The organism is Micromonospora zingiberis, from assembly GCF_004331455.1.
Lineage (GTDB): Bacteria > Actinomycetota > Actinomycetes > Mycobacteriales > Micromonosporaceae > Micromonospora > Micromonospora zingiberis.
This window is the reverse complement of record NZ_SJJR01000017.1, coordinates 1-22,195: the sequence shown is the minus strand read 5'-3', so window position 1 is coordinate 22,195 and position 22,195 is coordinate 1. Positions and strand designations below refer to the sequence as shown.

Annotated in this window: 22 protein-coding genes; 16 read left to right on the top strand and 6 right to left on the bottom strand. The window is 72.8% G+C overall.

Annotated features, from left to right (window positions below):
- The first annotated feature begins 205 nt into the window (after nucleotides 1–205).
- Nucleotides 206–1,618 (top strand): hypothetical protein, encoded by a 1,413-nt coding sequence (locus E0H26_RS21625; RefSeq protein WP_131306602.1) that lies wholly within the window; start codon nucleotides 206–208, stop codon nucleotides 1,616–1,618.
- A 221-nt stretch (nucleotides 1,619–1,839) separates the two neighbouring features.
- Nucleotides 1,840–2,718, top strand: coding sequence for a SigB/SigF/SigG family RNA polymerase sigma factor (locus tag E0H26_RS21620; protein WP_131306600.1), 879 nt, complete (start codon nucleotides 1,840–1,842; stop codon nucleotides 2,716–2,718).
- A 59-nt stretch (nucleotides 2,719–2,777) separates the two neighbouring features.
- On the opposite strand, the gene ctaD is transcribed toward E0H26_RS21620, so the two are convergent.
- From ctaD to E0H26_RS21600, 4 genes are all read right to left on the bottom strand, one after another.
- Entirely contained in the window at nucleotides 2,778–4,781 is a 2,004-nt protein-coding gene (gene ctaD / locus E0H26_RS21615; protein ID WP_131306598.1) for an aa3-type cytochrome oxidase subunit I, read from the bottom strand.
- Between the two features lie 86 nt (nucleotides 4,782–4,867).
- Nucleotides 4,868–5,596: an ATP-binding protein gene (locus E0H26_RS21610; RefSeq protein WP_131306596.1), complete on the bottom strand. Its 729-nt coding sequence runs from the start codon at nucleotides 5,594–5,596 to the stop codon at nucleotides 4,868–4,870.
- A gap of 92 nt (nucleotides 5,597–5,688) precedes the next feature.
- The gene (locus tag E0H26_RS21605) at nucleotides 5,689–6,849 is read right to left on the bottom strand and encodes a glycosyltransferase (protein WP_131306594.1); all 1,161 of its coding nucleotides are present in this window, start codon (nucleotides 6,847–6,849) and stop codon (nucleotides 5,689–5,691) included.
- 31 nt (nucleotides 6,850–6,880) lie between these two features.
- Nucleotides 6,881–7,807 carry a glucosyl-3-phosphoglycerate synthase gene (locus E0H26_RS21600; protein WP_420812864.1) on the bottom strand — a complete coding sequence of 309 codons (927 nt, stop codon included), beginning with the start codon at nucleotides 7,805–7,807 and terminating at the stop codon, nucleotides 6,881–6,883.
- Between the two features lie 275 nt (nucleotides 7,808–8,082).
- Here E0H26_RS21600 and E0H26_RS21595 point away from each other — a divergent pair, with 275 nt between their 5' ends.
- The 5 genes from E0H26_RS21595 (at nucleotide 8,083) to E0H26_RS21575 (ending at nucleotide 14,194) form a co-directional block, all read left to right on the top strand.
- Nucleotides 8,083–9,090, top strand: a complete 1,008-nt coding sequence (locus tag E0H26_RS21595; protein ID WP_131306591.1) for a Gfo/Idh/MocA family protein — start codon at nucleotides 8,083–8,085, stop codon at nucleotides 9,088–9,090.
- Nucleotides 9,083–10,171, top strand: coding sequence for a zinc-binding dehydrogenase (locus E0H26_RS21590; protein WP_131306589.1), 1,089 nt, complete (start codon nucleotides 9,083–9,085; stop codon nucleotides 10,169–10,171). Before E0H26_RS21595 ends, E0H26_RS21590 begins: the two co-directional genes overlap by 8 nt.
- Nucleotides 10,172–10,257: 86 nt before the next feature.
- Entirely contained in the window at nucleotides 10,258–12,552 is a 2,295-nt protein-coding gene (gene secA2 / locus E0H26_RS21585) for an accessory Sec system translocase SecA2 (RefSeq protein WP_131306587.1), read from the top strand.
- A 206-nt stretch (nucleotides 12,553–12,758) separates the two neighbouring features.
- A complete protein-coding gene (locus E0H26_RS21580; protein WP_131306585.1) occupies nucleotides 12,759–13,499 on the top strand; it encodes a GAF and ANTAR domain-containing protein in 741 nt (246 codons plus the stop codon).
- Nucleotides 13,500–13,693: 194 nt separating this feature from the next.
- Nucleotides 13,694–14,194 (top strand): DUF2231 domain-containing protein, encoded by a 501-nt coding sequence (locus tag E0H26_RS21575; protein ID WP_131306583.1) that lies wholly within the window; start codon nucleotides 13,694–13,696, stop codon nucleotides 14,192–14,194.
- A gap of 30 nt (nucleotides 14,195–14,224) precedes the next feature.
- Here the strand turns inward: E0H26_RS21575 and E0H26_RS21570 are convergent, their stop codons facing one another.
- Nucleotides 14,225–14,620: an ankyrin repeat domain-containing protein gene (locus E0H26_RS21570; RefSeq protein ID WP_131306580.1), complete on the bottom strand. Its 396-nt coding sequence runs from the start codon at nucleotides 14,618–14,620 to the stop codon at nucleotides 14,225–14,227.
- Between the two features lie 207 nt (nucleotides 14,621–14,827).
- On the opposite strand from E0H26_RS21570, the gene E0H26_RS21565 reads away from it, so the two are divergent.
- The 7 genes from E0H26_RS21565 to E0H26_RS21530 all read left to right on the top strand — a co-directional run bounded on the left by E0H26_RS21565 (nucleotide 14,828) and on the right by E0H26_RS21530 (nucleotide 19,462).
- Complete coding sequence (locus E0H26_RS21565; protein WP_131306578.1) at nucleotides 14,828–15,289, top strand: cysteine dioxygenase; 462 nt, start codon at nucleotides 14,828–14,830, stop codon at nucleotides 15,287–15,289.
- Nucleotides 15,290–15,332: 43 nt separating this feature from the next.
- The gene (locus tag E0H26_RS21560; RefSeq protein WP_131306576.1) at nucleotides 15,333–15,824 is read left to right on the top strand and encodes a rhodanese-like domain-containing protein; all 492 of its coding nucleotides are present in this window, start codon (nucleotides 15,333–15,335) and stop codon (nucleotides 15,822–15,824) included.
- A gap of 44 nt (nucleotides 15,825–15,868) precedes the next feature.
- The gene (locus E0H26_RS21555) at nucleotides 15,869–16,396 is read left to right on the top strand and encodes a winged helix-turn-helix domain-containing protein (protein ID WP_131306574.1); all 528 of its coding nucleotides are present in this window, start codon (nucleotides 15,869–15,871) and stop codon (nucleotides 16,394–16,396) included.
- Nucleotides 16,397–16,738: 342 nt separating this feature from the next.
- A complete protein-coding gene (locus tag E0H26_RS21550; RefSeq protein ID WP_131306572.1) occupies nucleotides 16,739–17,350 on the top strand; it encodes a winged helix-turn-helix domain-containing protein in 612 nt (203 codons plus the stop codon).
- A gap of 116 nt (nucleotides 17,351–17,466) precedes the next feature.
- The gene (locus E0H26_RS21545) at nucleotides 17,467–18,108 is read left to right on the top strand and encodes a nucleoside/nucleotide kinase family protein (RefSeq protein ID WP_131306570.1); all 642 of its coding nucleotides are present in this window, start codon (nucleotides 17,467–17,469) and stop codon (nucleotides 18,106–18,108) included.
- A gap of 122 nt (nucleotides 18,109–18,230) precedes the next feature.
- Nucleotides 18,231–18,629 carry a TraR/DksA family transcriptional regulator gene (locus E0H26_RS21540; RefSeq protein ID WP_131306568.1) on the top strand — a complete coding sequence of 133 codons (399 nt, stop codon included), beginning with the start codon at nucleotides 18,231–18,233 and terminating at the stop codon, nucleotides 18,627–18,629.
- Between the two features lie 404 nt (nucleotides 18,630–19,033).
- Complete coding sequence (locus E0H26_RS21530; protein WP_131306564.1) at nucleotides 19,034–19,462, top strand: DUF2267 domain-containing protein; 429 nt, start codon at nucleotides 19,034–19,036, stop codon at nucleotides 19,460–19,462.
- A gap of 54 nt (nucleotides 19,463–19,516) precedes the next feature.
- On the opposite strand, the gene E0H26_RS21525 is transcribed toward E0H26_RS21530, so the two are convergent.
- Nucleotides 19,517–20,254: a PIG-L deacetylase family protein gene (locus E0H26_RS21525; RefSeq protein ID WP_240742302.1), complete on the bottom strand. Its 738-nt coding sequence runs from the start codon at nucleotides 20,252–20,254 to the stop codon at nucleotides 19,517–19,519.
- A 100-nt stretch (nucleotides 20,255–20,354) separates the two neighbouring features.
- Here E0H26_RS21525 and E0H26_RS21520 point away from each other — a divergent pair, with 100 nt between their 5' ends.
- Together E0H26_RS21520 and E0H26_RS30080 are read left to right on the top strand one after the other, a co-directional pair.
- Nucleotides 20,355–21,731 carry an MFS transporter gene (locus E0H26_RS21520; protein WP_165521947.1) on the top strand — a complete coding sequence of 459 codons (1,377 nt, stop codon included), beginning with the start codon at nucleotides 20,355–20,357 and terminating at the stop codon, nucleotides 21,729–21,731.
- Between the two features lie 181 nt (nucleotides 21,732–21,912).
- A partial coding sequence (locus E0H26_RS30080) for a hypothetical protein (protein WP_131306558.1) occupies nucleotides 21,913–22,195 on the top strand: 283 nt, incomplete at its 3' end.

The following is a 22,195-nucleotide window of genomic DNA, read 5'->3' as shown; positions in this document are numbered from 1 at the left end:
GGCGCGGGGGGTTTGGGGGGTGGGTGGTGGGGGTGCGAGGGAGGGGGTGGGGCGTCGGGAAGTCGTCGGCGAGGGCGGGGTGGACGGTGTCGGGGGGATCGAACAAGATCAGCTGGTTGATGCCGCTCGGTGGGGTGATGCCCTGTTTAACCCGCATACGGGCGGGAAGCCGGGCCGCGTGAGCGAACGGGGCAGGGTGGGGCCGGTGCGGAAGGTGCGCCGGGAACTCGCCGCGGCAGGCGCCGGTCTGGCCGGCGATCGGGTGGTGGCGGTGGGCAGTACCGCCCGGATCCTCGTCGCGGCCATCGGCCGGGCGCTACGCGGGGCGGACTGCGCCGATCTCGGCCAGGTCGGACCGACGTCACGGTTCTTCGGCGCCCCGGATCCGGTCCGCCGGGCGGTGGCCGTACGCTCCGCCGGCCGGGCCGCGTTGACCCCGGCGCAGGCGGCGGAGGTGGACGCGGCCCGGGTCGCGCAGTGGTTCGTCGACCAGTACCCGTCCGGCCGTTACCCGGGGGTGTTGCTGGGGTCGCCGCACGGCGCCGCCGCGCACCTGGCGGTGGCGCTCGGGGTGCCGTGGCTGCCCGCCGGGTTCGAGATGGTCGCGCACTGGTCGAAGGGCTCGGTGGACCGGCCCCGGGCCGCCCTGGACCATGGTGCCGCGCTCGCCGGACGGCTGCTCGCCGGCAACCCCGACCTGCACGTACGCCAGGTGCACTGTCCGGCCAGCCGGGGTGCCCTGGCCGGGGCCACGGTGGCGCTGGCGGGCCGCTGGCGCGGCCTTCCGGGGGCGTACCGGCGGTTCCTGGCCGAGCGGCTGGAGCCGGGTGCCCCGGTGGTGGTGCTGCGCGACGCGCGGACCTGGCCGGTGTTCGACGCCGCCGACGGGCACAGCTTCCAGGTCGGCTGTCCGGCCAGCGGACTCGACCCGGTGGACTTCCACCCGGACAGCCACGCGCTGCGCCAGGTGCTGCGGTCCGCCGGTGGCGACGGCGCGCACTGGGAGCCGCCGGAGATCTCCACCCCGCCCGGGATCGCCGAACACGGCGTGGAATCCGATTTCGACAGCGGTGTCCGGCAGTGGGCGACCCGGGCGGGACGTTCCCTGCACCAGATCGTCGTTCCGACGCCAGCGGCGCTCAGCGCGGCCACCGCCGACCTGTACCGCCGGTGGCTGCGGGCCGCCGGCAAGACCGGTGACCGGCTGGTGGTCGAGTGCGGCCGGCTGCTCGACCCGTGGCAGGTGCTCCGGGCCGGGCTGGTGCCGTACTGGTGCGAGAACGCCACCCGGCGCTGCGTCGACCAGGCCGAGTGGTGGTTGGCCGGCAGTGAACCGTTCAGTTCGGTGGACGTGCTGCCGGAACCGCCGGGGGTCCGCTCGCCGGCGCTCGCCGGGCTGCCGCAGTGGCTGGCCATCGCCGGTTTCGGCCGCCGCCGTCGGGCCCTGGACCGGGCGTCGGCCCGGGGCTACCCGGTCACCTCGGTACCCACCCGCCGGGCCACCGAGGTGCTTCGTGGCCAACCGTACGACCTGCCCACCCCGGCACCGATCGGGGTGGCGGACGCCCTCGCCGCGCTACGCGACGGCGGCGCCCAGCACGGCCTGCTGGTCTGTTGACACCGGGCTGGCGAAACATCCTCGCGAAGCCGCGATCCCGTGATTGAGTACCTACGGAGCGGGAACACCGCCGGCTGCGACAGGCTGATCACCTTGGCGTGGCACGGCGCCGTCGCCCGTTCGCATCCCAATCACGTAACCCACTTACCGGCCCGTGCGTGTCCAAGCGCGTGTCCGGTGCCGGCCGAATCCGGGCGGGGTCCTTCCTGAGGGAGGCGCGGATGTTCGGACAGACCACCACAACCACACCACCATCCACCGATCGGGGCCTGGAGGACCTCGACGCGGCGGCGCTGGCGTACGCGGCACGGATCGAGGGGCTGCCACCGGAGCGCCGCCATGAGGCGCGCGACGACCTGGTCCGCTTCGCGTTGCCGTTCGCCGGTCGCCTGGCCCGCCGCTACCGGGGACGCGGGGAGCCGCTGGAGGATCTGGAACAGGTGGCCCGGTTGGGCCTGGTCAACGCCGTCGACCGGTACGACCCGGAACGGGGTTCGTTCACCGCGTACGCGGCGATCACCATCGTGGGTGAGATCAAGCGGCATTTCCGGGACCGCACCTGGGGCGTGCACGTACCGCGCCGGTTGCGCGACCTGATTCTGGAGGTCGGGCAGGCGACGGCGGCGCTGACCAGTGAGCTGTCGCGGGCGCCGACCGTCGCCGAGCTGTCGAAGCGGCTGGAGACGCCGGAGGAGGAGATCCTCGCCGCCTTGGAGTCCGCGGCCGGCTACAGCCCGGCGTCGCTGAACGCCCCGGTGGGCGGGGAGAGTTCCGCCGAGTTCGGTGACCTGGTCGGCGAGTCGGACATCGCGTTGGAATCGGTCGACGACCGGGTGACGGTCAGCGGGCTGCTGCACCGCCTGCCGTGGCGGGAGCGGCGGATCCTGGCCATGCGGTTCTACGGCAACCAGACCCAGGCGGAGATCGCCGCCCGGTTCGGCATCTCCCAGATGCACGTGTCGCGGCTGCTCTCGCGGGCGTTGACCTGGCTGCGCCAGGCGATGCTCGCCGATGCGCCGCCGCCCTGGCAGAACGGGGCCGCCGAGTCCGAGTCGACCACGGCGAACCCGCCACGGACCGCCTCGGCCCGCGCGCGATAGCCGATCCGCAAGGTGGGGGCGGCACCGGCCCGGTGCCGCCCCACCTGCGGTGCGGTCAGTCAGTTCTCGGGTGAGTCGCGATGCCCACGGGGATGCCGCCACCGGTCGTTGGCCTGCGGGCGGCGGTCACCGCCCAGCGGGTTCTGCTCCGGCTCGTCGGTCTCCTCGAAGCTGGGCCGGCGTACGTCTTCCGGCTCCGGCACCTCGACCGGTCGGGCCCCGGACTGTGGCGCCGGGTGGTAGGCGACGGCCTCCCGCGCACCGCCGGCACCCTCGGCGCTGGGCGACTCGGGCAGATGCTCCTCCGGGTGCAGTTCCTCGTGCAGTTCCTGTGGTGGCCGGGTGGTCCGTTGTGGCAGGTCGCGGCCCAGGTCGGAGACGAGTTCGCCGTACTTGGCGTCGAACGCGGGGCGTTCGGAACGGATCCGGGGCATCCGGTCGAAGTTGCGTAGCGGTGGCGGGCAGGTGGTGGCCCATTCCAGCGAGTTGCCGAAGCCCCACGGGTCGTCCACCGTGACCAGTGCGCCGAACCGCCAGGACTTCCAGGCGTTCCAGATGAAGAACAGGGTGGACGCGCCGAGCACGAACGAGAAGATGCTGGAGATGGTGTTCAGCGTGGTGAATCCGTCGGTGGGCAGGTAGTCGGCGTACCGCCGGGGCATTCCCTCGTTACCCAACCAGTGGTGCACCAGGAAGGTGCCGTGGAAGCCGATGAACATCGTCCAGAAGTGCAGCTTGCCGAGTCGCTCGTCGAGCAGTCGCCCGGTCATCTTCGGCCACCAGAAATAGAAGCCGGCGAAGAGCGCGAACACCACGGTCCCGAAGACGACGTAGTGGAAGTGGGCCACCACGAAGTAGGTGTCGTGGGTGTGGAAGTCGGCCGGCGGGCTGGCCAGCAGTACGCCGGTGAGGCCACCGAGCAGGAAGGTCACCAGGAAGCCGATGGAGAACAGCATCGGCGTCTCGAAGGTGAGCTGTCCCTTCCACATCGTGCCGATCCAGTTGAAGAACTTAACCCCGGTCGGTACGGCGATCAGATAACTCAGGATGCTGAAGAACGGCAACAGCACCTGGCCGGTGGCGAACATGTGGTGCGCCCACACCGTCATCGACAGCACGGTGATCGCGATGGTGGCCAGCACCAGCCCGGTGTAACCGAAGATCGGCTTGCGGGAGAAGACCGGGATGACCTCGGTGATGATGCCGAAGAACGGCAGCGCGATGATGTAGACCTCGGGGTGGCCGAAGAACCAGAACAGGTGCTGCCAGAGCATCGGCCCGCCGGTCGCCGGCTCGAACACCTGCGCGTCGAGCAGCCGGTCGGCGCTCAGCGCCAGCAGCGCGGCGGCCAGCAACGGGAAGACCAGGATCACCAGCACGCTGGTGAACAGCATGTTCCAGGTGAAGATCGGCATCCGGAACATCGTCATGCCCGGGGCGCGCAGGGTCAGGATCGTGGTGATCAGGTTGACCGCGCCGAGGATGGTGCCCAGACCCGAGACCACCAGGCCGACCACCCACATGTTCGCCCCGACGCCGGGGGAGTGCTCGGGGTTGCTCAGCGGCGTGTACGCGGTCCAGCCGAAGTCGGCGCTGCCCTGCGGGGTGAAGAACCCGCCGATGACCATCAGCCCGCCGAACAGGTACAGCCAGTAGGCCAGCGCGTTCAGCCGGGGAAACGACACGTCGGGCGCGCCGATCTGGATCGGCACGATGTAGTTGCCGAATCCGAACGCCGCCGGGGTGGCGAACAGCAGCAGCATCACCGCGCCGTGCGAGGTGAACAGCTGGTTGTACTGCTCCGGGGAGAGGAACTGCATGCCCGGCCGGGCCAGTTCCGCGCGGATCAGCATCGCCTCGATCCCGGCCACCAGGAAGAAGCCGAACGAGGTCAGCAGGTAGAGCAGGCCGATCTGTTTGTGATCGGTGGTGGCCAGGAACCGGAGCAGCTTGCCGCCGCGTACGGGTTTGTTCACCGAGCCCGGATAGCCGCCGAACCGGGCCGGTGCAAGGATTGCTGGCCCCCGGTCCTGTCCAGGTTCGGTGGGTACCCGCTTGGGCATCTGCTCTCACCCCGCTGACGACGAAAAGGACGGGCGTGGCTACCCGCCCCGTCGACCATGTAACCAGGCGAGAGGGGGAATTTCGGTCAATTCGCCGGTAGTGTGGCCCAGACGGCCTTTCCGTCGCCGGCCGGCGCGCTGCCCCACCGCTCGGCCAGTTCGCGGACCAGCAGCAGGCCCCGCCCGCCCTCGTCGCGCTGGTCGGGCCGGCCGGGCTCGGCCGCGTCGCGGCTGCCGTCCACCACGGCCAGGTGCAGCCACGGCCGGCGCAGCGTCACCGTCACCTGCATCGGGGTGCCGGCGTGCCGGACCACGTTGCCGACCAGTTCGCTGAGCACCACCGAGGCCGGCTCGACCGCCGCGGGCAGATCCCACCGCGTGCAGGCATCGACCACCAGCTCCCGGGCCCGCCGGCAGGCCGCCGCGACCGGTTCGAGCCGGGCCCGCATCCGGGGTACGGCCGCGGCACCCGCCACCCGGGTCGCCTCGGCGCAGTCGTGCCGCACCGGCACCACCCGGCCGGCGGTGGAGGAGGCCAGCGCCGTGGCGGGCTCCGGTTGCGGCGCGCAGATCACCATCGGCACCACCGGCCAGTCCGCCGCCCGTCGCGCCGCCGCGGTGAAGACCGCGACCGCCAGCTGGTCGTGCACGGTCAGCCCGGTCAGGTCCACCACGAGGGCGTCGGGCTGGTCGGCCAGACACCGGTCCAGCACCGCGTACACCTGCCGGGTGGTGGTCAGGTCGAGACTGCCGGCGAGGCGTACGACCCTGACGGGTGATCCGTCGCGTACCTCGCAGCTGATCCGGCTCGCCATCTCCGCCCTCGTTCCGCCGTGTCGCAGAGCCTGCAACTACCCGGCGTCCGGCCCGGCGAAACGGCGGTGTGCGCACCGCCGCACCGGAATGCTCAGGCCGCGCGCAGCGCGGGTGCGGCGCTGCCGAGGCGGCGTACCCGGTCGTAGAGGGCGAGGTAGCGGCGGGCCATCACCGCCGGGGTGAACCGGGCGGCGGCCTCCCGGCGGCACTCGTCGGGCTCCAGCAGGTCGGCGGCGAGTACGAGATCGCCCAACTCCTGCTCGTCGTCGGTGAGCAGCCCGGTGCGTCCGTGCTCGACCAGTTCGGGCAGGCAGCCCCGGGCCGTCGCCACCACCGGAGTGCCCAGCGCCAGCGACTCCACCACCGCCGTACCGCCGGGTTCCTCCCAGCGCAGCGGGAACAGCGTGGCGCGGGCGGCGGCGAGCAGGTCGTCCCGGTCCCGACCGGCCACCGTGCCGATCCAGCGCACCCGGTCGCCGTCCAGGTGCGGCGCCACCTCGTCGTGGAAGAACCGCACGTCGGGGTTCTGCCGGGCCGGCGCACCGGCGGCGGCGAGATCCGCCGGCCGGTGGTACGGGCCGACCGGCCCGGCCAGCACGAGCGGGAACCCGACCCGCCGAGCCAGCCGGACCGCGACGTCCTGCCCCTTGCCGGGGTTGATCCGGCCGAGCACCAGCGCGTACCCGCCCTGGGCCACCGGTGGGCGACGGTGCGGGTCGACGGCCAGCGGGGTGGCCAGGTGTACGTGCCCGACCGAGTGGTCCCGCAACGCCTGCGGTGCCCGCGCGAGCTGCGCCGCGGAGACCCCGTTCACCCGGACCCGCCGGCCGCCGTCCAGGCCGCCGTAGAGCTCGGGATGCTTGGCCAGATCCCAGTGCAGGGTGTGCAGCACCGGCGGCGCGTCCGGGCCCAACGCGGCGAGCGTGGCCAGGCCCACCGCCTCCACATGATCGTGCACCAGATCGATGTCGTCGCGGCCGCGCAGTTCGCGGACCACCCCCGCCAGGTGCGCCTGGGCGATGCCGGACACCTGGTTGTACGGTCGTTGCAGGGCGGCGAACTGACCGTCGGCGAAGACCGAGATCCGTTCGTCGCAGGGCAGGGTGCTGCTGTCCACCGAGGCGAGCACCACCCGTACGCCGAGGCGGCGCAGCTCCGGCACGAGGGTGGCGACCACGTTCTCGATCCCGCCGTAACCGGCCGGTGGCACGGGCAGCCACGGACCGGCGTTGATCAGGACGGTAAGCGTCATCGTTGTCGCTCCTCCTCGCCGGCGGCCTGGGTCATGCGGCGGCGAACCGCCGGCGGGGCACCCGATGCCGCAGTTCGGCCAGCGGCGGCCGTTCCTCGACGGCGACGTCACTGACCACGATCTCCCGGTCCAGGTTCGGCAGCGCGTCGGAGCCACCTCGGCGGAACTGGGTCAACAGAGGGGTCGGCAGCAGGTCCGGGCTGGCCCAGCCGCGCTGCTGCAACCGTGACCAGACGGTGAGCATGATCTGGGCGGACATCCGGCCCAGCGCCGCCGTGTCCTGGTGCCGGTGCTTGCGCTCGCCCAGGTCGACCTGGGCCAGCGCGTCCAGCCCGACGAGTTCGAGCAGGTCGATCAGCATCGCGGTCTCGACGCCGTACCCGGAGACGAACGGCACCTGCGCCAGCACCTCGCGGCGGCCCGCGTACTCGCCGGCCAGCGGCTGGACGAAACCGGCCAGCTCCGGCCAGAACAGGTTCAGCATGGGGCGGGCCATCAGCTCGGTCACCCGGCCACCGCCGTCGGCCTCCACCCCGGTCGTGCCGACCAGTGGCCGGTGGTAGAACCCCTTCACGAAGTCCACCGACGGGTCGGTGAGCAGCGGGCCGAGCAGCCCGGTGACGAAGTGCGGGCGGAACTCCCGCAGGTCGGCGTCGACGAAGGCGACCACGTCACCCTCGGCGGCGGCCAGCCCGGCCCAGAGCGCGTCGCCCTTGCCGGCCAGCCGGGGCAGCCCACGGGTCATCGCGTCCTGGCTGACCACCTCCGCGCCGGCCGCCCGGGCCACCTGCGCGGTGCGGTCGGTCGAGCGCGAGTCGACCACGATCAGCTCGTCGACCAGCGGAACCCGGTCCACCAGATGCTCGCGGATGGTCGAGACGATCGCCCCGACGGTGGCCTCCTCGTTGTGGGCCGGCAGCACCACGCTGACCCGGTTGTCCCCCTTCGCCTGGAGCAGTCGCCGGGTCGGCCAGTCAACGGCCGAGCTGGTGCGATAGGTGGCCCAGGCCTCGACCACGGGCGAGACCAGAGATTCGGTGTTCCGCACAGGCACCCCCTTCGCGGGAAGACCGGGAGTGGGATTTCCCAGTACTTCGCGCTAGCTAACCGGATCGATCCCACCAGCTTGATCACGACCCTGCTCCGGGCACGTTCCCGACTGATGAACGTTTGATTGCGCCCAGCTCGGGCAACGGGCCAGCCAGACCGGAACGGGACGGGAAGGCGAAGGGTATGCGTACCTGCCGGGTGGGGCTGGTGGGCGCGGGCGGGGTGGCCCAGCGGCACGCGCGCGTGTTGTCCGGTTTCGCCGACGTCGAGCTGATCGGCGTGGTCGACGTGACCGAGGCCGCCGCAGCCGAGCTGGCCGGCGCCCACCGAGCCCGGTCGTACGGCGACATCGGGCAGCTGCTCGACGCCCGGCCGGACGCGGTGTACGTCTGCGTACCGCCGTTCGCGCACGGTCCGATCGAGGAGGCGGTCGTCACCGCCGGGATACCGATGTTCGTGGAGAAGCCGCTGGCCGTGGAGCTGCCCACCGCCGAGCGGATCGCCGGCCTGGTGGCCGAGCGGGGACTGCTCACCGCCGTCGGCCACCACTGGCGGTACCTGCACGCGGTGACCCGGGCCCGCGAACTGCTCGTCGGGCGGGCGGCCCGCCTGGTCAGCGGTGCCTGGCTGGACCGGGTGCCACCGGTGCCGTGGTGGAGCCGGCGGGAGCGCTCCGGCGGGCCGATGGTCGAGCAGGCCGTGCACGTCCTGGACCTGATCCGGCTGCTGGCCGGTGAGGTGACCGAGGTGACCGCGTACGGCGACGGAGTCGCCCCGCCGGTGGACGGCGCCGACGTCGACTCGGTGACCGTGGCGGCGCTGCGCTTCGCCGGTGGCGCCGTGGGCACCCTCGGCGCCACCTGCGTGCTGGACTGGAAGCACCGGGCCGGGGTGGAGATCGTGGCCGACGGGTTGGCGCTCGAACTCGCCGAGGACGCCCTGACGGTCCGCGACGCCGACGGGCAGCGCCGGTTCGAGGCCGACCCGGACGGTGCCCGGGTGGCGGTGGACCGGGCGTTCATCGACGCGGTGCGGGGTGTCGGCGACGACGTACGGGTGCCGTACGCGGAGGCGCTGCGCACCCACCGGCTGGCCGTGGCGGTGGCCGAGTCGGCCCGTACCGGCCGCACCGTCCGCCTCACCGCCGGTGCCACCCGGACGGCGCCCGTCGGGGCGGCCCGCGATGCGTGAACAGGCGCTGGTGGTCAGCGGCCCGGGCCAGGTGGAACTGGTCGACCAGGAGGCGGCCGTGCTGCCGCCCGGCGGCTTTCGGGTGCAGACCCTCTACAGCGGGATCTCCGCCGGCACCGAACTGAGCTACGTCAAGGGCACCAACCCGTACCTCACCGCCACCTGGAACGCCGACCTCGGCCTGTTCCAGCCGGGCCCGCCGAGCACCCCGTATCCGGTGCGGAACCTGGGCTACATGCAGGTGGCCCGGGTGGTGGAGAGTGACACGCCGGTGGTGCCGGTGGGCACGGTCGCCGCGATGACCTACGGCCACCGCAGCGCCGCCGTGGCCGACCCGGTCACCACCCGCTTCGTGCCGCTGCCCGACGACCTCGAACCGCTGCTCGGCGTCTACGTCGCCCACCTGGGGCCGATCTGTGCCAACGGGCTGCTGCACGCCGCCGCCGACCTGTACGGCCCGGCCACGCGGGATCTGGGCGACGGGGTACGCGGCCGGCGGGTGGCCGTCGTCGGCGCCGGGGTGGTCGGCCTGCTCACCGCCCTGTTCGCCCGGCGGCACGGTGCCGCCTCGGTGGTGGTGCTCGACCCGACACCGGCCCGCCGGGAGGTGACCCGGGCCCTCGGGCTGGACCCCCTCGACCCCGGCGACGGCGATCCGGCCGGGCTGCTCAAGACCCGCTGGGCGCACGGCCCCGGCGACCGGGGCGCGGACGTGGTGTTCCAGTGCCGTGGGCAGGACTGGGCGCTGCACCTGGCGCTGCGCCTGCTACGGCCCCAGGGCACGGTGATCGACCTGGCCTTCTACCAGGGCGGTGCCGACGCCGTCCGGCTCGGGGAGGAGTTCCACCACAACGGGCTGTCGGTGCGCTGCGCGCAGATCGGCCGGGTGCCCCGAGGGCTCGCACCGGCCTGGGACCGGGAACGGCTCTCCGCCGCCACGATCGACCTGTTGCGCGCCGACGGCGCGGCCATCCGTACCCACCTGGTGTCGGCCGTGGTGCCGTTTGTCCAGGCTCCGGCCCTGCTCGTCGACCTCGCTCAGCGCCGCCGTCAGGAGCTTCAGGTGGTGCTGAGCGGCTGAGCGGCGGGGCCGTCGGTGGGCTCCGGAAGCAACGGTGCGCGGGGGAGGGCGCGAAAGGGGCCTCCGGTCGCGTACCGTTGCCGCTCATGGGTGTGTCGCAACGGTTGAAGACCAGGTTCCGCCGGTTCCTCCAGCGCCCGGGAACCACGGTCGACCTGGCCCCGCTGGAGAAGCTGCTGCCGGCCATCGAGGCACGTGAGGAGGCGGTCTCCGCTTTCGACGACGCCGAACTCACCGAGGCCGCCGCCGTGGCGTCGACCTACGAGGAGATCTGCGCACTCGGCCGCGAGGCGGCCCGGCGCGGCCTCGACCAGCGGCCGTACGACGTCCAGCTGCTCGGCGCCATGTCACTGCTGTCCGGCAAGGTCGCGGAGATGGCCACCGGTGAGGGCAAGACGCTGACCGCGGCGATCGCCGCGTACGGGCACGTGCGGCTCGGCAACGGCCCGGTGCACGTGCTCACCGTCAACGACTACCTGGCCCGCCGCGACGCCCAGTGGATGGAGCCGGTCTACACGCTGCTCGGGCTCAGGGTCGGCTGGGTGAACGAGGCGTCCACCCCGATCGAGCGACGCGCCGCGTACGCCTGCGACGTGACCTACGTCGCGGTCAGTGAGGCGGGCTTCGACTTCCTGCGCGACCAGCTCGTCACCGACGTCGAGGACCGGGTCCAGCCGGCGCTGCGCACCGCCATCGTCGACGAGGCGGACTCGATCCTGATCGACGAGGCCCGGGTGCCGATGGTGCTGGCCGGCTCGGTCCCCGGCGAGCAGGACCCGGTGCACGCCGCCGCCGCGCTGGTGCGTGGTCTGCGCAAGGGCCGGCACTTCACGGTCGCCGAGGACGGCCGCAGCGTGGCCTTCACCTCGACCGGCCTGGCCGCCGTCGAGGCCAAGCTCGGCATCGACCTGTACGACGAGGAGAACGTCGAGCAGCTCTCGGCGGTGAACGTGGCGTTGCACGCGCACGCCCTGCTGCACCGCGACGTCGACTACATCGTGCGCGACGGCACGGTCGAGCTGATCGACGAGATGCGTGGCCGGGTGGCCCAGCGCCGCCGCTGGCCCGACGGGCTCCAGGCGGCGGTCGAGGCCAAGGAGGGCCTGGACGCCACCGCCGAGGGTGAGGTGCTGGGCACCGTCGCCGTGCAGGCCTTCATCGGCCTCTACCCGAAGGTGTGCGGGATGACCGCCACCGCCGTGCTGGTCGGTGACCAGCTTCGGGAGTTCTTCGGCCTGGAGGTCGCGGTGATCCCGCCGAACACCCCGTGTGTGCGGGTGGACGAGCCGGACCGCATCTACGCCACCCTGGCGGAGAAGGAGGAGGCGCTGATCGACGAGATCAAGCGCTGCCACGCCGACGGGCGGCCGGTGCTGGTCGGCACCCTCGACGTCAAGGAGTCCGAGCAACTCGCCGCCGGCCTCAACGCCGCCGGTGTGCCGTGCGTGGTGCTCAACGCCAAGAACGACGACGAGGAAGCGGCGATCATCGCCGAGGCCGGCGCGTACGGCACGGTGACCGTCTCCACCCAGATGGCCGGCCGGGGCGTGGACATCCGGCTCGGCGGCAGCGACCAGGCCGACCGGGACCGGGTCGCCGAGCTGGGCGGCCTCTACGTGATCGGCAGCGGCCGGCACGACAGCCGCCGGGTCGACGACCAGTTGCGCGGGCGGGCCGGCCGGCAGGGTGACCCGGGCGGGTCGGTCTTCTTCGTCAGCCTGGAGGACGACCTGGTCGTCCGGCACGCCGGTGACACCGTGCCGCCGTCGCCCCGGATGAACGCCGACGGCCTGGTCACCGACCCGCAGGTGGACTACGCCGTGGAGCACGCCCAGCGGGTCGCCGAGGGCGTCAACCACGAGATCCACCGCAACACCTGGCGCTACAGCGTGGTCGTCGAGCAGCAGCGCAAGGCGCTGGCCGAGCGTCGGGAGCGGCTGCTGACCAGCGACATCGCCGCCCTGATGTTGCTGGACAAGATGCCGGAGAAGGCCGGCGAGATGGACGAGGACCTGCTCGCCCGGGTGGCCCGGTCGATCGCCCTCTACCACCTCGACCGGCTCTGGGCGCAGCACCTGGCCGAGCTGTCGGAGGTCCGCGAGGGCGTGCACCTGCGGGCGCTGGGCCGACTCGACCCGCTCGACGAGTTCCACCGGGCGGCGGTGCCCGCGTTCACCAACCTGGTGCCGGAGATCGAGGCGCGTACCCTCGCCACCTTCACCGAGACCGAGTTCGACGAGGACTGGGAGCCGGACGAGGCGGAACTGGTCCGGCCGAGCGCGACCTGGACGTACCTGGTGCACGACAACCCGTTCGGCTCCGAACTGGACCGGCTGATCGCCTCGGTCGGCCGGCGACTCAGCGGGGCAGGCGCCCGCTGAGGCCCGCACACTGAGCCGGTAGCGGCCCCTTCCAGCGGTACCCGTACCCTGGGAGGGGCTCCGCTTTGCACCGTTTCGACCGTTGTTGCGGCGGGTAGTAGGGCGGGTCGTGACGTCCAGACTGCCGTCGGGGCTGCCCTTCGCCCGGCTCGACCGAGGAGGAAACAGGTGAGGACGCTGGCCAGGCGTACGGGGGCTGGGGGCCGGTGAACCTGGAGACGAGTCCACCGCTGGCGGAGACCCTCGGCGTACTGGAGACGGCGGCCCTGCTGCGGGAACTGACCGCCGGGTTGATCGCGCTGGACGACTTCGACGAGGCGCTGTCCGCGCTGGTCCGGATCACCCGGGACGCCATCGCGGGGGTGAGCTGGTGCGGGTTCACCGCCCTACGGGCCGGTGAGCCGGTCGGGGTGGCCGCCTCCGACGCGCCGGTGAGCGGGCTGGACGATCTGCGCTGCGGCCCGGACACCCCGGCGATGGATGCCATCCGGCGGCGGGAGATGGTCGGCGCGGAGGACCTCGCCGCCGAGCCCCGCTGGCCGGACTGGACGCCCCGCGCCCGCGAGTTGGGCGTACGCGGGGTGATCTCCGCGCCGGTCGACGTGGACGAGCAGGTGATCGGTGCGATCAACCTCTATGCCGCTGAGTCCGACGCGCTGACCACCGGTCACCAGTTGACCGCCATGCTGCTCGCCGAACACGCCGGCCTGCTGCTCGCCGCCGTCCGTGACCGGCAGCGGCGCACCGCGCAGGCCGACGAGCAGGACGCCGCGCTGCTCGGTGACGGCGTGATCGGGCAGGCGATCGGTGTGATCATGACGCAGCGCGGCTGCCCGGCGGAGGAGGCTCTCGACGTGCTGCGCAGCGCGGCGTCGTCGCTGTCCATCCCGTTGCGAGAGGTGGCCGAGCGGCTGGTCAGCACGGTCTCCCGGCCACGGGACAACTGACCGCCGGGCCTCGTCCCGCCGCTGGCCGCGCGGCGTCGCCTCCCTGCCCCGGCCGCCGTCGTTTCCTGCCCGGCCATCGCCGTTTCCTGCCCGGCCATCGCCGTTTCCTGCCCGGCCACCGAGTGTCGTTTCGCCGCGCTGGCCACCGGGTAGCACCCTGGGCTGGTGGCTGATCCGATCCCAGGGGGGAACCGATGCAGAGCCGGCTGCGGGTGCAGGGGCACCCCGTCCAACCGATGTTGGTGACGTTCCCGTACGGGCTCTTCGTCTGCGCAACGATCTTCGACTTCGCCGACGTGGCCGGCGGGCCGGCCTTCCTCGGCGAGGTGGGTTACTGGACGGCGGTGGCCGCCCTGGTGGCCGCGGCGATGACCACCGTGGCCGGAATGGTCGACCTGTGGGACGTGCCGCCCGACCGCACCCGCCGCACCGCGATCAGCTTCAACCTCGTCAACGCGGGCATGGCCGGGCTCTTCCTGCTCTCCTGCCTGGTCCGGGCGGACGCAACGAACCGGGGTGCCACCCCGGTGTTGCTGGTCACCGAAGTGCTCGCCCTCGCCGTCGGTGGGCTGGGGGTGCACCTCGGCGCGCGGCTGATGCGCCACTTCGAGGTCGGCCGGGCCGAGGCGACCAACTTCGACGCGCTGCGTGGCGTCGACGCTCGCACCGTCGAGGTCGTCCGCCCCCGTCCGTAGGTCCACTCGCGCTGGTCGTGCGGGGTCGGCTCAGGCCGCGGGGCGCAGCAGGGCGAGCATCTCCGGCAGGTCGAAGAACTGGGCGGTCTCCACTGCGGACGGACTGCCGTCGTCGGGGTCGGCACCGGCGGCGAGCAGTGCGCGTACGGCGTCGGTGCTGCTGCGGAAGACCGCCGCGGCCAGCGCTGTCTGCCCCCGGTCGTTGGTGCGGGAGAAGTCGGCGCCCCGATCGAGCAGTGCGGCCACCGTCTCCGGGCGAGCGTGGTAGGCCGCCAGGATCAGCAGGCTGTCGCCCTTGTCGTTGGTCAGGTTGACCGGCAGCCCCGCGTCGACGTATCCGGCCAGTTCGGCGGTCGCACCGTCGCGCGCCAGGTCGAACATCCGGTGCGCGAACTCCAGGGTCTCGGCGTCGAGTTCCTCACTCACCGGCTCAGGCTAGTCGGCGTCGTCGGGTCGCGTGCAGCACGGCCACCCGAAGCCGTCGTACCGGCCGGGTGTGCGGTGGCCCCGGCGCAGCTCAACCGGGTGGGACCCGGCATCGCCGTCCCGACATCTGAGATTACCTACTAAACCTATAGGGTTTGACGCTTAAACTGGCCGGGACCGTAGCTGTTGACTGTTCGCGAGGACCACATGCCTGCCCTGCCCGCCATCGAGCCGGACCTGCTCACCGTCGCCCGGCGCTGGGCCGCCGACCCCGCAAGCTGGCCGGTGCCGCTGCGCTTCGACCCGACCAGCCGGTGGTACGCCCGGCTCGCCGCGGACGACGACCACGAGGTGTGGGCGCTGAGCTGGTTGCCCGGTCAGGGCACCGACCTGCACGACCACGGCGGCTCCTCCGGCGCCTTCCTGGTCGCCTCGGGCGTGCTCACCGAGGAGACGGTCAGCGGGGGCCGGCTGCGCCCGCACCTGCTCGCCGCCGGCTCCGGCCGCCGGTTCGGCTCCCGGCACGTGCACGTGGTGACCAACCGGCACGCCGAGCCCGCGGTCAGCGTGCACGTCTACCGCCCGGCACTGCGCCGGATGACGCGCTATCAGCTCACCGGGGGTCGGCTGCTGGTCGCCGAGGTGGCCGAGGCCGGCGTGGCATGGTGAGTCCCGCGTACGGCGCCCGAGTCGAACCATCTGGAAGGAACCGATGATGCCGCAGACCGACCCCGCCGCCCAGTGTCCGGTGCCGCCGCCGGGCTCGCGAGGGATCGACGAGATCCTGGGCGCTGCCCGGGCCCGGCTCGACCGCCTCGACCCGGAGCAGGCGCACCTGGCGTACCGGGCCGGCGCGCTGCTGGTCGACATTCGACCCGCCGCGCAGCGGGCCGCCCACGGCACCGTGCCCGGTTCCCTCGCCGTCGAGCGCAACGTGCTGGAGTGGCGCTTCGATCCGCGCTGCCCGGCCCGGCTACCCCAGGCGGTCGGCTACGACCTGCCGGTGGTGGTGCTCTGTCAGGAGGGCTACACCTCGTCCCTGGCCGCTGCCTCGTTGCAGGACCTCGGCCTGTTCCGGGCCACCGACGTGATCGGTGGCTTCGCCGCCTGGCGGATCGCCGGCCTGCCCGTGCTGGGTCCGACCCCGCCGTTCCGCCCGTCCATCCCCGCGCCCCCGGCGACCGCCGGCCGGGTGTCCCACTGATCAGCCACGCCCACCCGGCGTGGCGGTAGTCCCAGGAGGCCGCCGTGTCCGTCGTCGCCATCAGCCCGCGCCAACACCCGCCCGGCCGGGCCCACCGGGCCCGCCTCGCGCGGCAGCGCACCGGTCCCACCCTGACCATCACCGTCGACCTCGCCGCCGGGTCGGCGAGCCCACGGCTGAACCGGCTGCTGGAACTGCTCGGCGAACTGGCCGAGTCGGGCGAGGGGCGGCTGTCGCGCGACGACGTCGACCACCGGGCGGCCGCGGCGGATCCGAGCGTCGTACGCATCCTCACCGGACCCCGGGTGGTCCAGCAGGGTGATCGGGTGATCCCGTTGACCCGGATCGAGTACGACCTGCTGCTCTTCCTGGCCGAGCGGCCACGGCGGGTCTTCACCCGGCTCCAGTTGCTCAACCAGGTCTGGGGCTACGACCACGCCGTGGCGCGCACCGTCGACGTGCACGTACGCCGGCTGCGCGCCAAGCTCGGCGGCGGTACGCCGCTGCTGACCACGGTCCACGGTGTCGGCTACCGGCTGGCCGACGAGGCACGGGTGAGCGTCGAACGCTGACGTCATCCAGCGTGGCGAGGCCCGTCCGGGTCGCGCCACGCTGTCTCGTGGACGTGACACCCGTTCGCCTGGGAGCGTGACCAGTGGACGTCACGACGGATCGGCGACGAGACCCTCGCGAAAGGTGAACTCCGGTGCCGACCCCCCGTATTCGGTCAACTTGGCGACTCTGCTGTAATCATCTGGCCTCGTACGCAGAGCGAGCATCCGGCTCCGATGTGTCGGCCAATTGTCACATTCACGCAACGCAGTCGCCCCTTGACCCTTGCACCGGCGCCGGGAAACATCGATAAAGCGGCGTACCGGGGCCGTGGGGAAAACCCGGACCAGCCTAGGAGGACCATGTCGGTCAGCCCCGCCTCGTCGCGCGCCGGATGGCATACGTCCCAACCCGCGGTTCCCGGTCGACCACCGGGCGGCCAGCGTCGTCCCACCAGCACCGCCGCCCCGGTCATCACCGTCACCCTGTCCATTCCGTTGGCCTGTGAGGAGTCCCTGACGCCGGCCGCGCGCCGGTTGTTGGAGGCCGCTCGGGAACTGCTGGAACGCGGCGAGGGCACGATCGCCAACGGTGGCCCGGTGGCGCCGGAGCGGCGCACCGAGGCCCTGCCGGCCGGGCGGCCACCGGCGCGGCCACTCGCCCCGACCATTCCCACCCTGCACATCCTGGCCGCCTCGCGGTCGGTGCTGCGCGACGGCGATCCGCTGCCGCTGACCCGGCTCGAATTCGACCTGTTGCTGCACCTGGTGGCGCACCCCCGTCGGGTGTTCACCCGGCTCCAACTGCTCAACGCGGTCTGGGGCTACGAACACGCGGGTGTGCGTACGGTCGACGTGCACGTACGTCGGCTCCGCGGCAAGGTCGGAGTGGACGTGCCCCTGGTCACCACGGTCTACGGCGTCGGATACCGGCTGGCCGACGATGCCCGGGTGACCCTCGACCAGACCGGCTGAGCGGCGCGCAGCGTCGGCCGACCACGCGCTCGTTCCGCTGGCACCCTGGCTGGCTGAGCGGCGCGTACCCCGGTGGTCGGCGGCGGCATCCGTCGGGCACCGGGCACGATGGTCGGATGCGCGTGCGTCCCATCTCACCGCAGCGGCTGGTCACCGAGCTGACGCAGCGGTTGGCCCGGACGGAGTCGGCCGGGCGGCTGCGGGTCGCCGTGGACGGTCCTGCCGCCGCCCGCCCCGACCAGTTGGCCGCCGCCCTGGTCGACCCGCTGCGGGCCCTGGGCCGTCCGGCCCGGCACATCCGGGCCGAGGACTTCCTGCGTCCCGCATCCGTGCGCCTGGAGCGTGGCCGGACCAACCCGGACGCGTACTACGAAGGCTGGGTCGACGAGGCCGGGCTGCGCCGGGAGGTCCTCGACCCGGCGGGGCCGGCGGGCACCGGCCGGATACTGCCCTCGCTGTGGGACGCCCGGGCGGACCGGGCCAGCCGGGCCGGGTACGTCGAGTTGCCATCCGGGGGCGTGGTCCTGGTCAGCGGAGCGTTCCTGCTCGGCGGCGGACTACCGTTCGACGTCACCGTGCACCTGGAACTGTCCGCCGCCGCGCTGAGCCGGCACACCGCCCCCGATCTGGCCTGGACGCTGCCCGCGTACGCCCGGTACGCCGCCGAGGTCGCCCCCGCCACCTTCGCCGACCTGGTGGTCCGGGTGGACGACCCGCGCCGCCCGGCGATCGTGGAATCCGTGGACGACCCGGTTTGATCCCCGGGGCAGGAGGGTAATCGCGGGGCTCACAGCGTCCTGGTGATCACCACCTGGGCGGTATGACCGGGTGGGGAGGCCCCACCCGCGATGACGATGAGGCCCAGGAAAGGCAGGCAGCCATGCTCGTCCACGACACAGTCGGCACGGGCCGATCCCAGGCGGAGATCGACCAGATCCGACTCTCCCTCCAGGACCGGTACGCCGAACTGTCCGAGGAGTACGAGCAGGCCGTGCAGCAGAGCCAGGTGCTCCGGCTGGTCGAGGTCGGCGACACCGCGGGCGACGACCAGGCCGACAGCGGCACCAAGACCGCCGAGCGGGACACCGCCCAGTCGCTGCTGCGCACCATCCTCGACCGGCGCGCCCAGTACGAGCACGCGCTGACCCGGCTCGACGAGGGCACCTACGGCTTCTGCGAGGGCTGCTCGGCACCCATCCCGGTGGAACGGCTGGAAATCTTCCCCTCCGCCACCACCTGCGTAACCTGCAAACAAACCCGCGAACGCCGAGCCGCCTAACCCACCACCCACCCACCCACCCACCCCACCCAGGCCCACCCAGGCTGGGGTTGATCAAGAGGTTTTGGTCTGGGAACGGCCCGGATACGCGCTCAAACTTCTTGATCAGCGGCGAGGGGGGCGGGTGCCGGCGCTGCCGGGTGGTATTTCGCCCGGTGGGGGTGAGGGGGGTTCACCCTGGGCGTGCGGAGTGTGGGGGCGACACCACGGGGGGTGGTTGGCGATGACGGTGGTACTGCACCGGCGGCGGGAGGGCGTCCTGCACGTCGTCGGCGCCCGCGACCAGGCCCGGCGGGCACCACGTGTCGGGCGGGCCAGCCCGATCCGGTCACGGCGGGGCCCGGTGGGTCCGCCGGGACGTCACGACGACCGACGGTGGGAGACCGACCTACGGGGGTGGACAGATGGCTGAGCAGTTCGAGTCGGCAATTGAGTCCTCGGTGGACAAGACCAACCTCATTCTCAAGGACATCGAGCAGGCGTACGGCTGGCCGAAGCAACAGCGCAACCAGTCGTACGCGGCGCTGCGTACCGTGTTGCACCTGCTGCGCGACCGGATGCCGGTGCAGGAGAGCGTGGAGTTCTCCGCGCAACTGCCGATGCTGGTGCGGGGCATCTACTTCGACGGCTGGCAGCCGCAGAACGTCCCGATCAAGCTCAACCGGGACGACTTCCTCTACGAGGTCCGTCAGGGCTTCCCCTACGACGTCCAGGGTGGCCCGGAACGGGTGGTCCAGGTGGTCCTGGACACCCTGCGCCGGCACATCACCCAGGGCGAATGGGATGACGTGAAGGACACCATGCCGGCCGACCTCGCCCAGATCATGCCCTGACCGTCGCGTGTTCCCGGCCCGTCCCGCCACCGGTGGGACGGGCCCCGCGCGGGCCTACCAGAGATCGAAGTGGAACACCTCGAACGAGGTGCCATAGCGTACGCCCAGCCGGGTGCCGACCGGGCGGGCGCCGCCCTCCAGGAACTCCTCCGCGTCGAAGCTGCCGTCGCCCAACCCGGTCAGGTACGCCTCGTGCGCCAGCAGCGACGCCACCCCCTTGTCGAACGTCTCGGTGGTGTCCACCCCGTGCGCGGAGCGGGGGGAGGAGGCCGCCCAGACCTGGCGTACGCCGCCCCACGGCGCGACGCCGTCGGTGAGCTGCTCTGGGAAGATCCACCGGTTGCCGGCGTCGCGGACCGCGTCCAGGGTGGCCCGCCCGACCGCGATGTGGTCGGCCTGGTTGAGGGCGAGCGCCCCGTCCCAGGTTTCCCGGAAGTTGTTCGTGATGACGATCTCCGGTCGGTGCCGGCGGACCACCGCGGCCAGTTCCCGGCGCAGTGCCACGCCGTACTCCAGCACCCCGTCGGGCAGGCCGAGGAACTCCACCGTGTCCACCCCGACCAGCGCCGCGGAGTCCCGCTGCTCCTGCTCGCGTACCTCCCGGGCCTGCGGTGGTGCCATCCCGTCGATGCCGGCCTCGCCGCTGGTGACCAGGCAGTAGACCACCTGTTTGCCCTGCCCGGTCCAGCGGGCGATGGCGGCGGCCGCACCGAATTCGAGGTCGTCGGGGTGGGCCACGATCGCCAGGGCCCGCTGCCAGTCCTCGGTCACCGGCTCCAGCGGTTCGGTCATCGCCACCTCCGTCTGCTTGCGTCCACCCCATCCTGTCACTACCCGCCGTACGGCACCGGACCGTTGACCTCAACCATGGTTGAGGTTCGATGCTGGCCGGGTGACGTCGACGCTCTCGTCCGACACTCGCCGGGCTCCCGAACTCACCGTCCTGCTGATCGGCTCCACGCTGACCGTGCTGGCGGGCGCGGTACTGACCCCGGTGGTGCAGTTGCTCATCACCGAGCGGCAGCTCACCGCCACCGCCGCCGGCCTGGTCGTGACCGTGCACGGGATCTCCCTGGCGGTGGCCGCCCCGGCCACCGGCCACCTCGTGGACCGGTACGGAGTCCGCCGGCCGCTGGCCATCGGGCTGCTGCTCTACGGGTTGGCCGGCGGCGCCGGAGCGATCGTCGAGTCGTACCCGCTCCTGATCGCCACCCGGCTGGTCTTCGGCGTCGGCGCCGCGCTGGTCTTCACCGGCACCACCGTCGGGCTGCTCGACCGGTACGCCGGCCCGGCCCGGGACCGGGTGATGGGCTGGCGGTCCACCGCCATCAGCCTGGGCGGGGTGGTGTGGCCGCTGATCGGCGGGGTGTTGGGGGTGCTCTCCTGGCGGGCGCCGTTCCTGGTGTACCTGCTCGGCATTCCGCTCGCCCTGCTCGCGCTGCGCCTACCCGACGAACCCCGTCCGCCAACCGCGCCGGGCCCTGCGGCTGGGCCCGGCGCGCCGGCTGGGCCGGACGCGCCGGCCGGCGCCGACGCCTCGACCGGGCGGGCCGCGCCGGCTGGGCCGGACTCGCCGGCCGGGGCCGATGCCTCGGCTGGGCTGGCCGCGCCGGCTGGGTCGGACTCGCCGGCCGGGGCCGACGCCTCGACCGGGCTGGCCGCGCCGGCTGGACCTGATGGGAGGACCGCGCCGCGCCGGCTGGCGGTGTTGGTCACCGACGGCCGGCGGCTCCTGGGGGTCTACGCCCTCCAGTTCCTCGCCACCATGCTGCTCTATGTCGTCCTGGTCTTCCTGCCGGTCCGGCTCGCCGAGCTGGACATCACCAACACGGCCGTCGTGGCGGCGGTCGCCGCCAGCCTGTCGCTGGCCATGAGCGCGGCCGGGTTCGGGTACGTCCACCTTCGAGCCCGGCTGGCCCCACCCGCGCTGCTCCGGCACGCCTTCACCGCGTGGGCCGTCGCGCTGCTGGTGCTGGCCCTTGTCGACGTGCCGGTGCTGCTGCTCGCCGCGCCGCCCCTGTTCGGCCTCGGCATGGGCCTGGCCGTGCCGGCTCTGACCGTACTGACCGCCGATCACGCGCCACCCGGACGGCGGGCGCAGGCCATCGCGTTGCTGGCCACCGCCGGATTCACCGGCCAGTTCGGCGCGCCCCTGCTGTTCGGTCCGCTCCACCCGGCCAGCTCAGCTGGAACCACCTTCCTGGCCGCCGCCGTCCTCGCCGGAGCCGCCGCCGTCCTGATCGTCCCCCGACCCGGCCGGCGCCGCTGAGCAGGTGGCCGCCGGCCGCCCTCAGCGCCGACGTGCCGGCGGTGGGGCGGCGAACCGGCGTGTCGGTCGGCGCGGACGTCTACGGTGGGGTGCAGTGGTTAGAGAAGATCGGGCGCGGGGTACCACCCGCGACACGACGCACCCCACCGACGGCGGGGGCGGGTCCATCCGAGGGAGCACGATGCCACTCAACGACGACGACATCCAGAGCACCAGCGGCGGCCGGCTGGAAGGCCCGGCCGACGGCGGCGCGACCCCCGGTCAGCACGATGGCGGCGCTGACGGTAGTGCCGAGGGCCCGGCTGACGGCGGCGCGACGCCCGGTCAGCACGACGGTGGCGCTGACGGTAGTGCCGAGGGCCCGGCTGACGGCGGCGCGACGCCCGGTCAGCACGACGGTGGCGCTGACGGTAGTGCCGAGGGCCCGGCTGACGGCGGCGCGACGCCCGGTCAGCACGACGGTG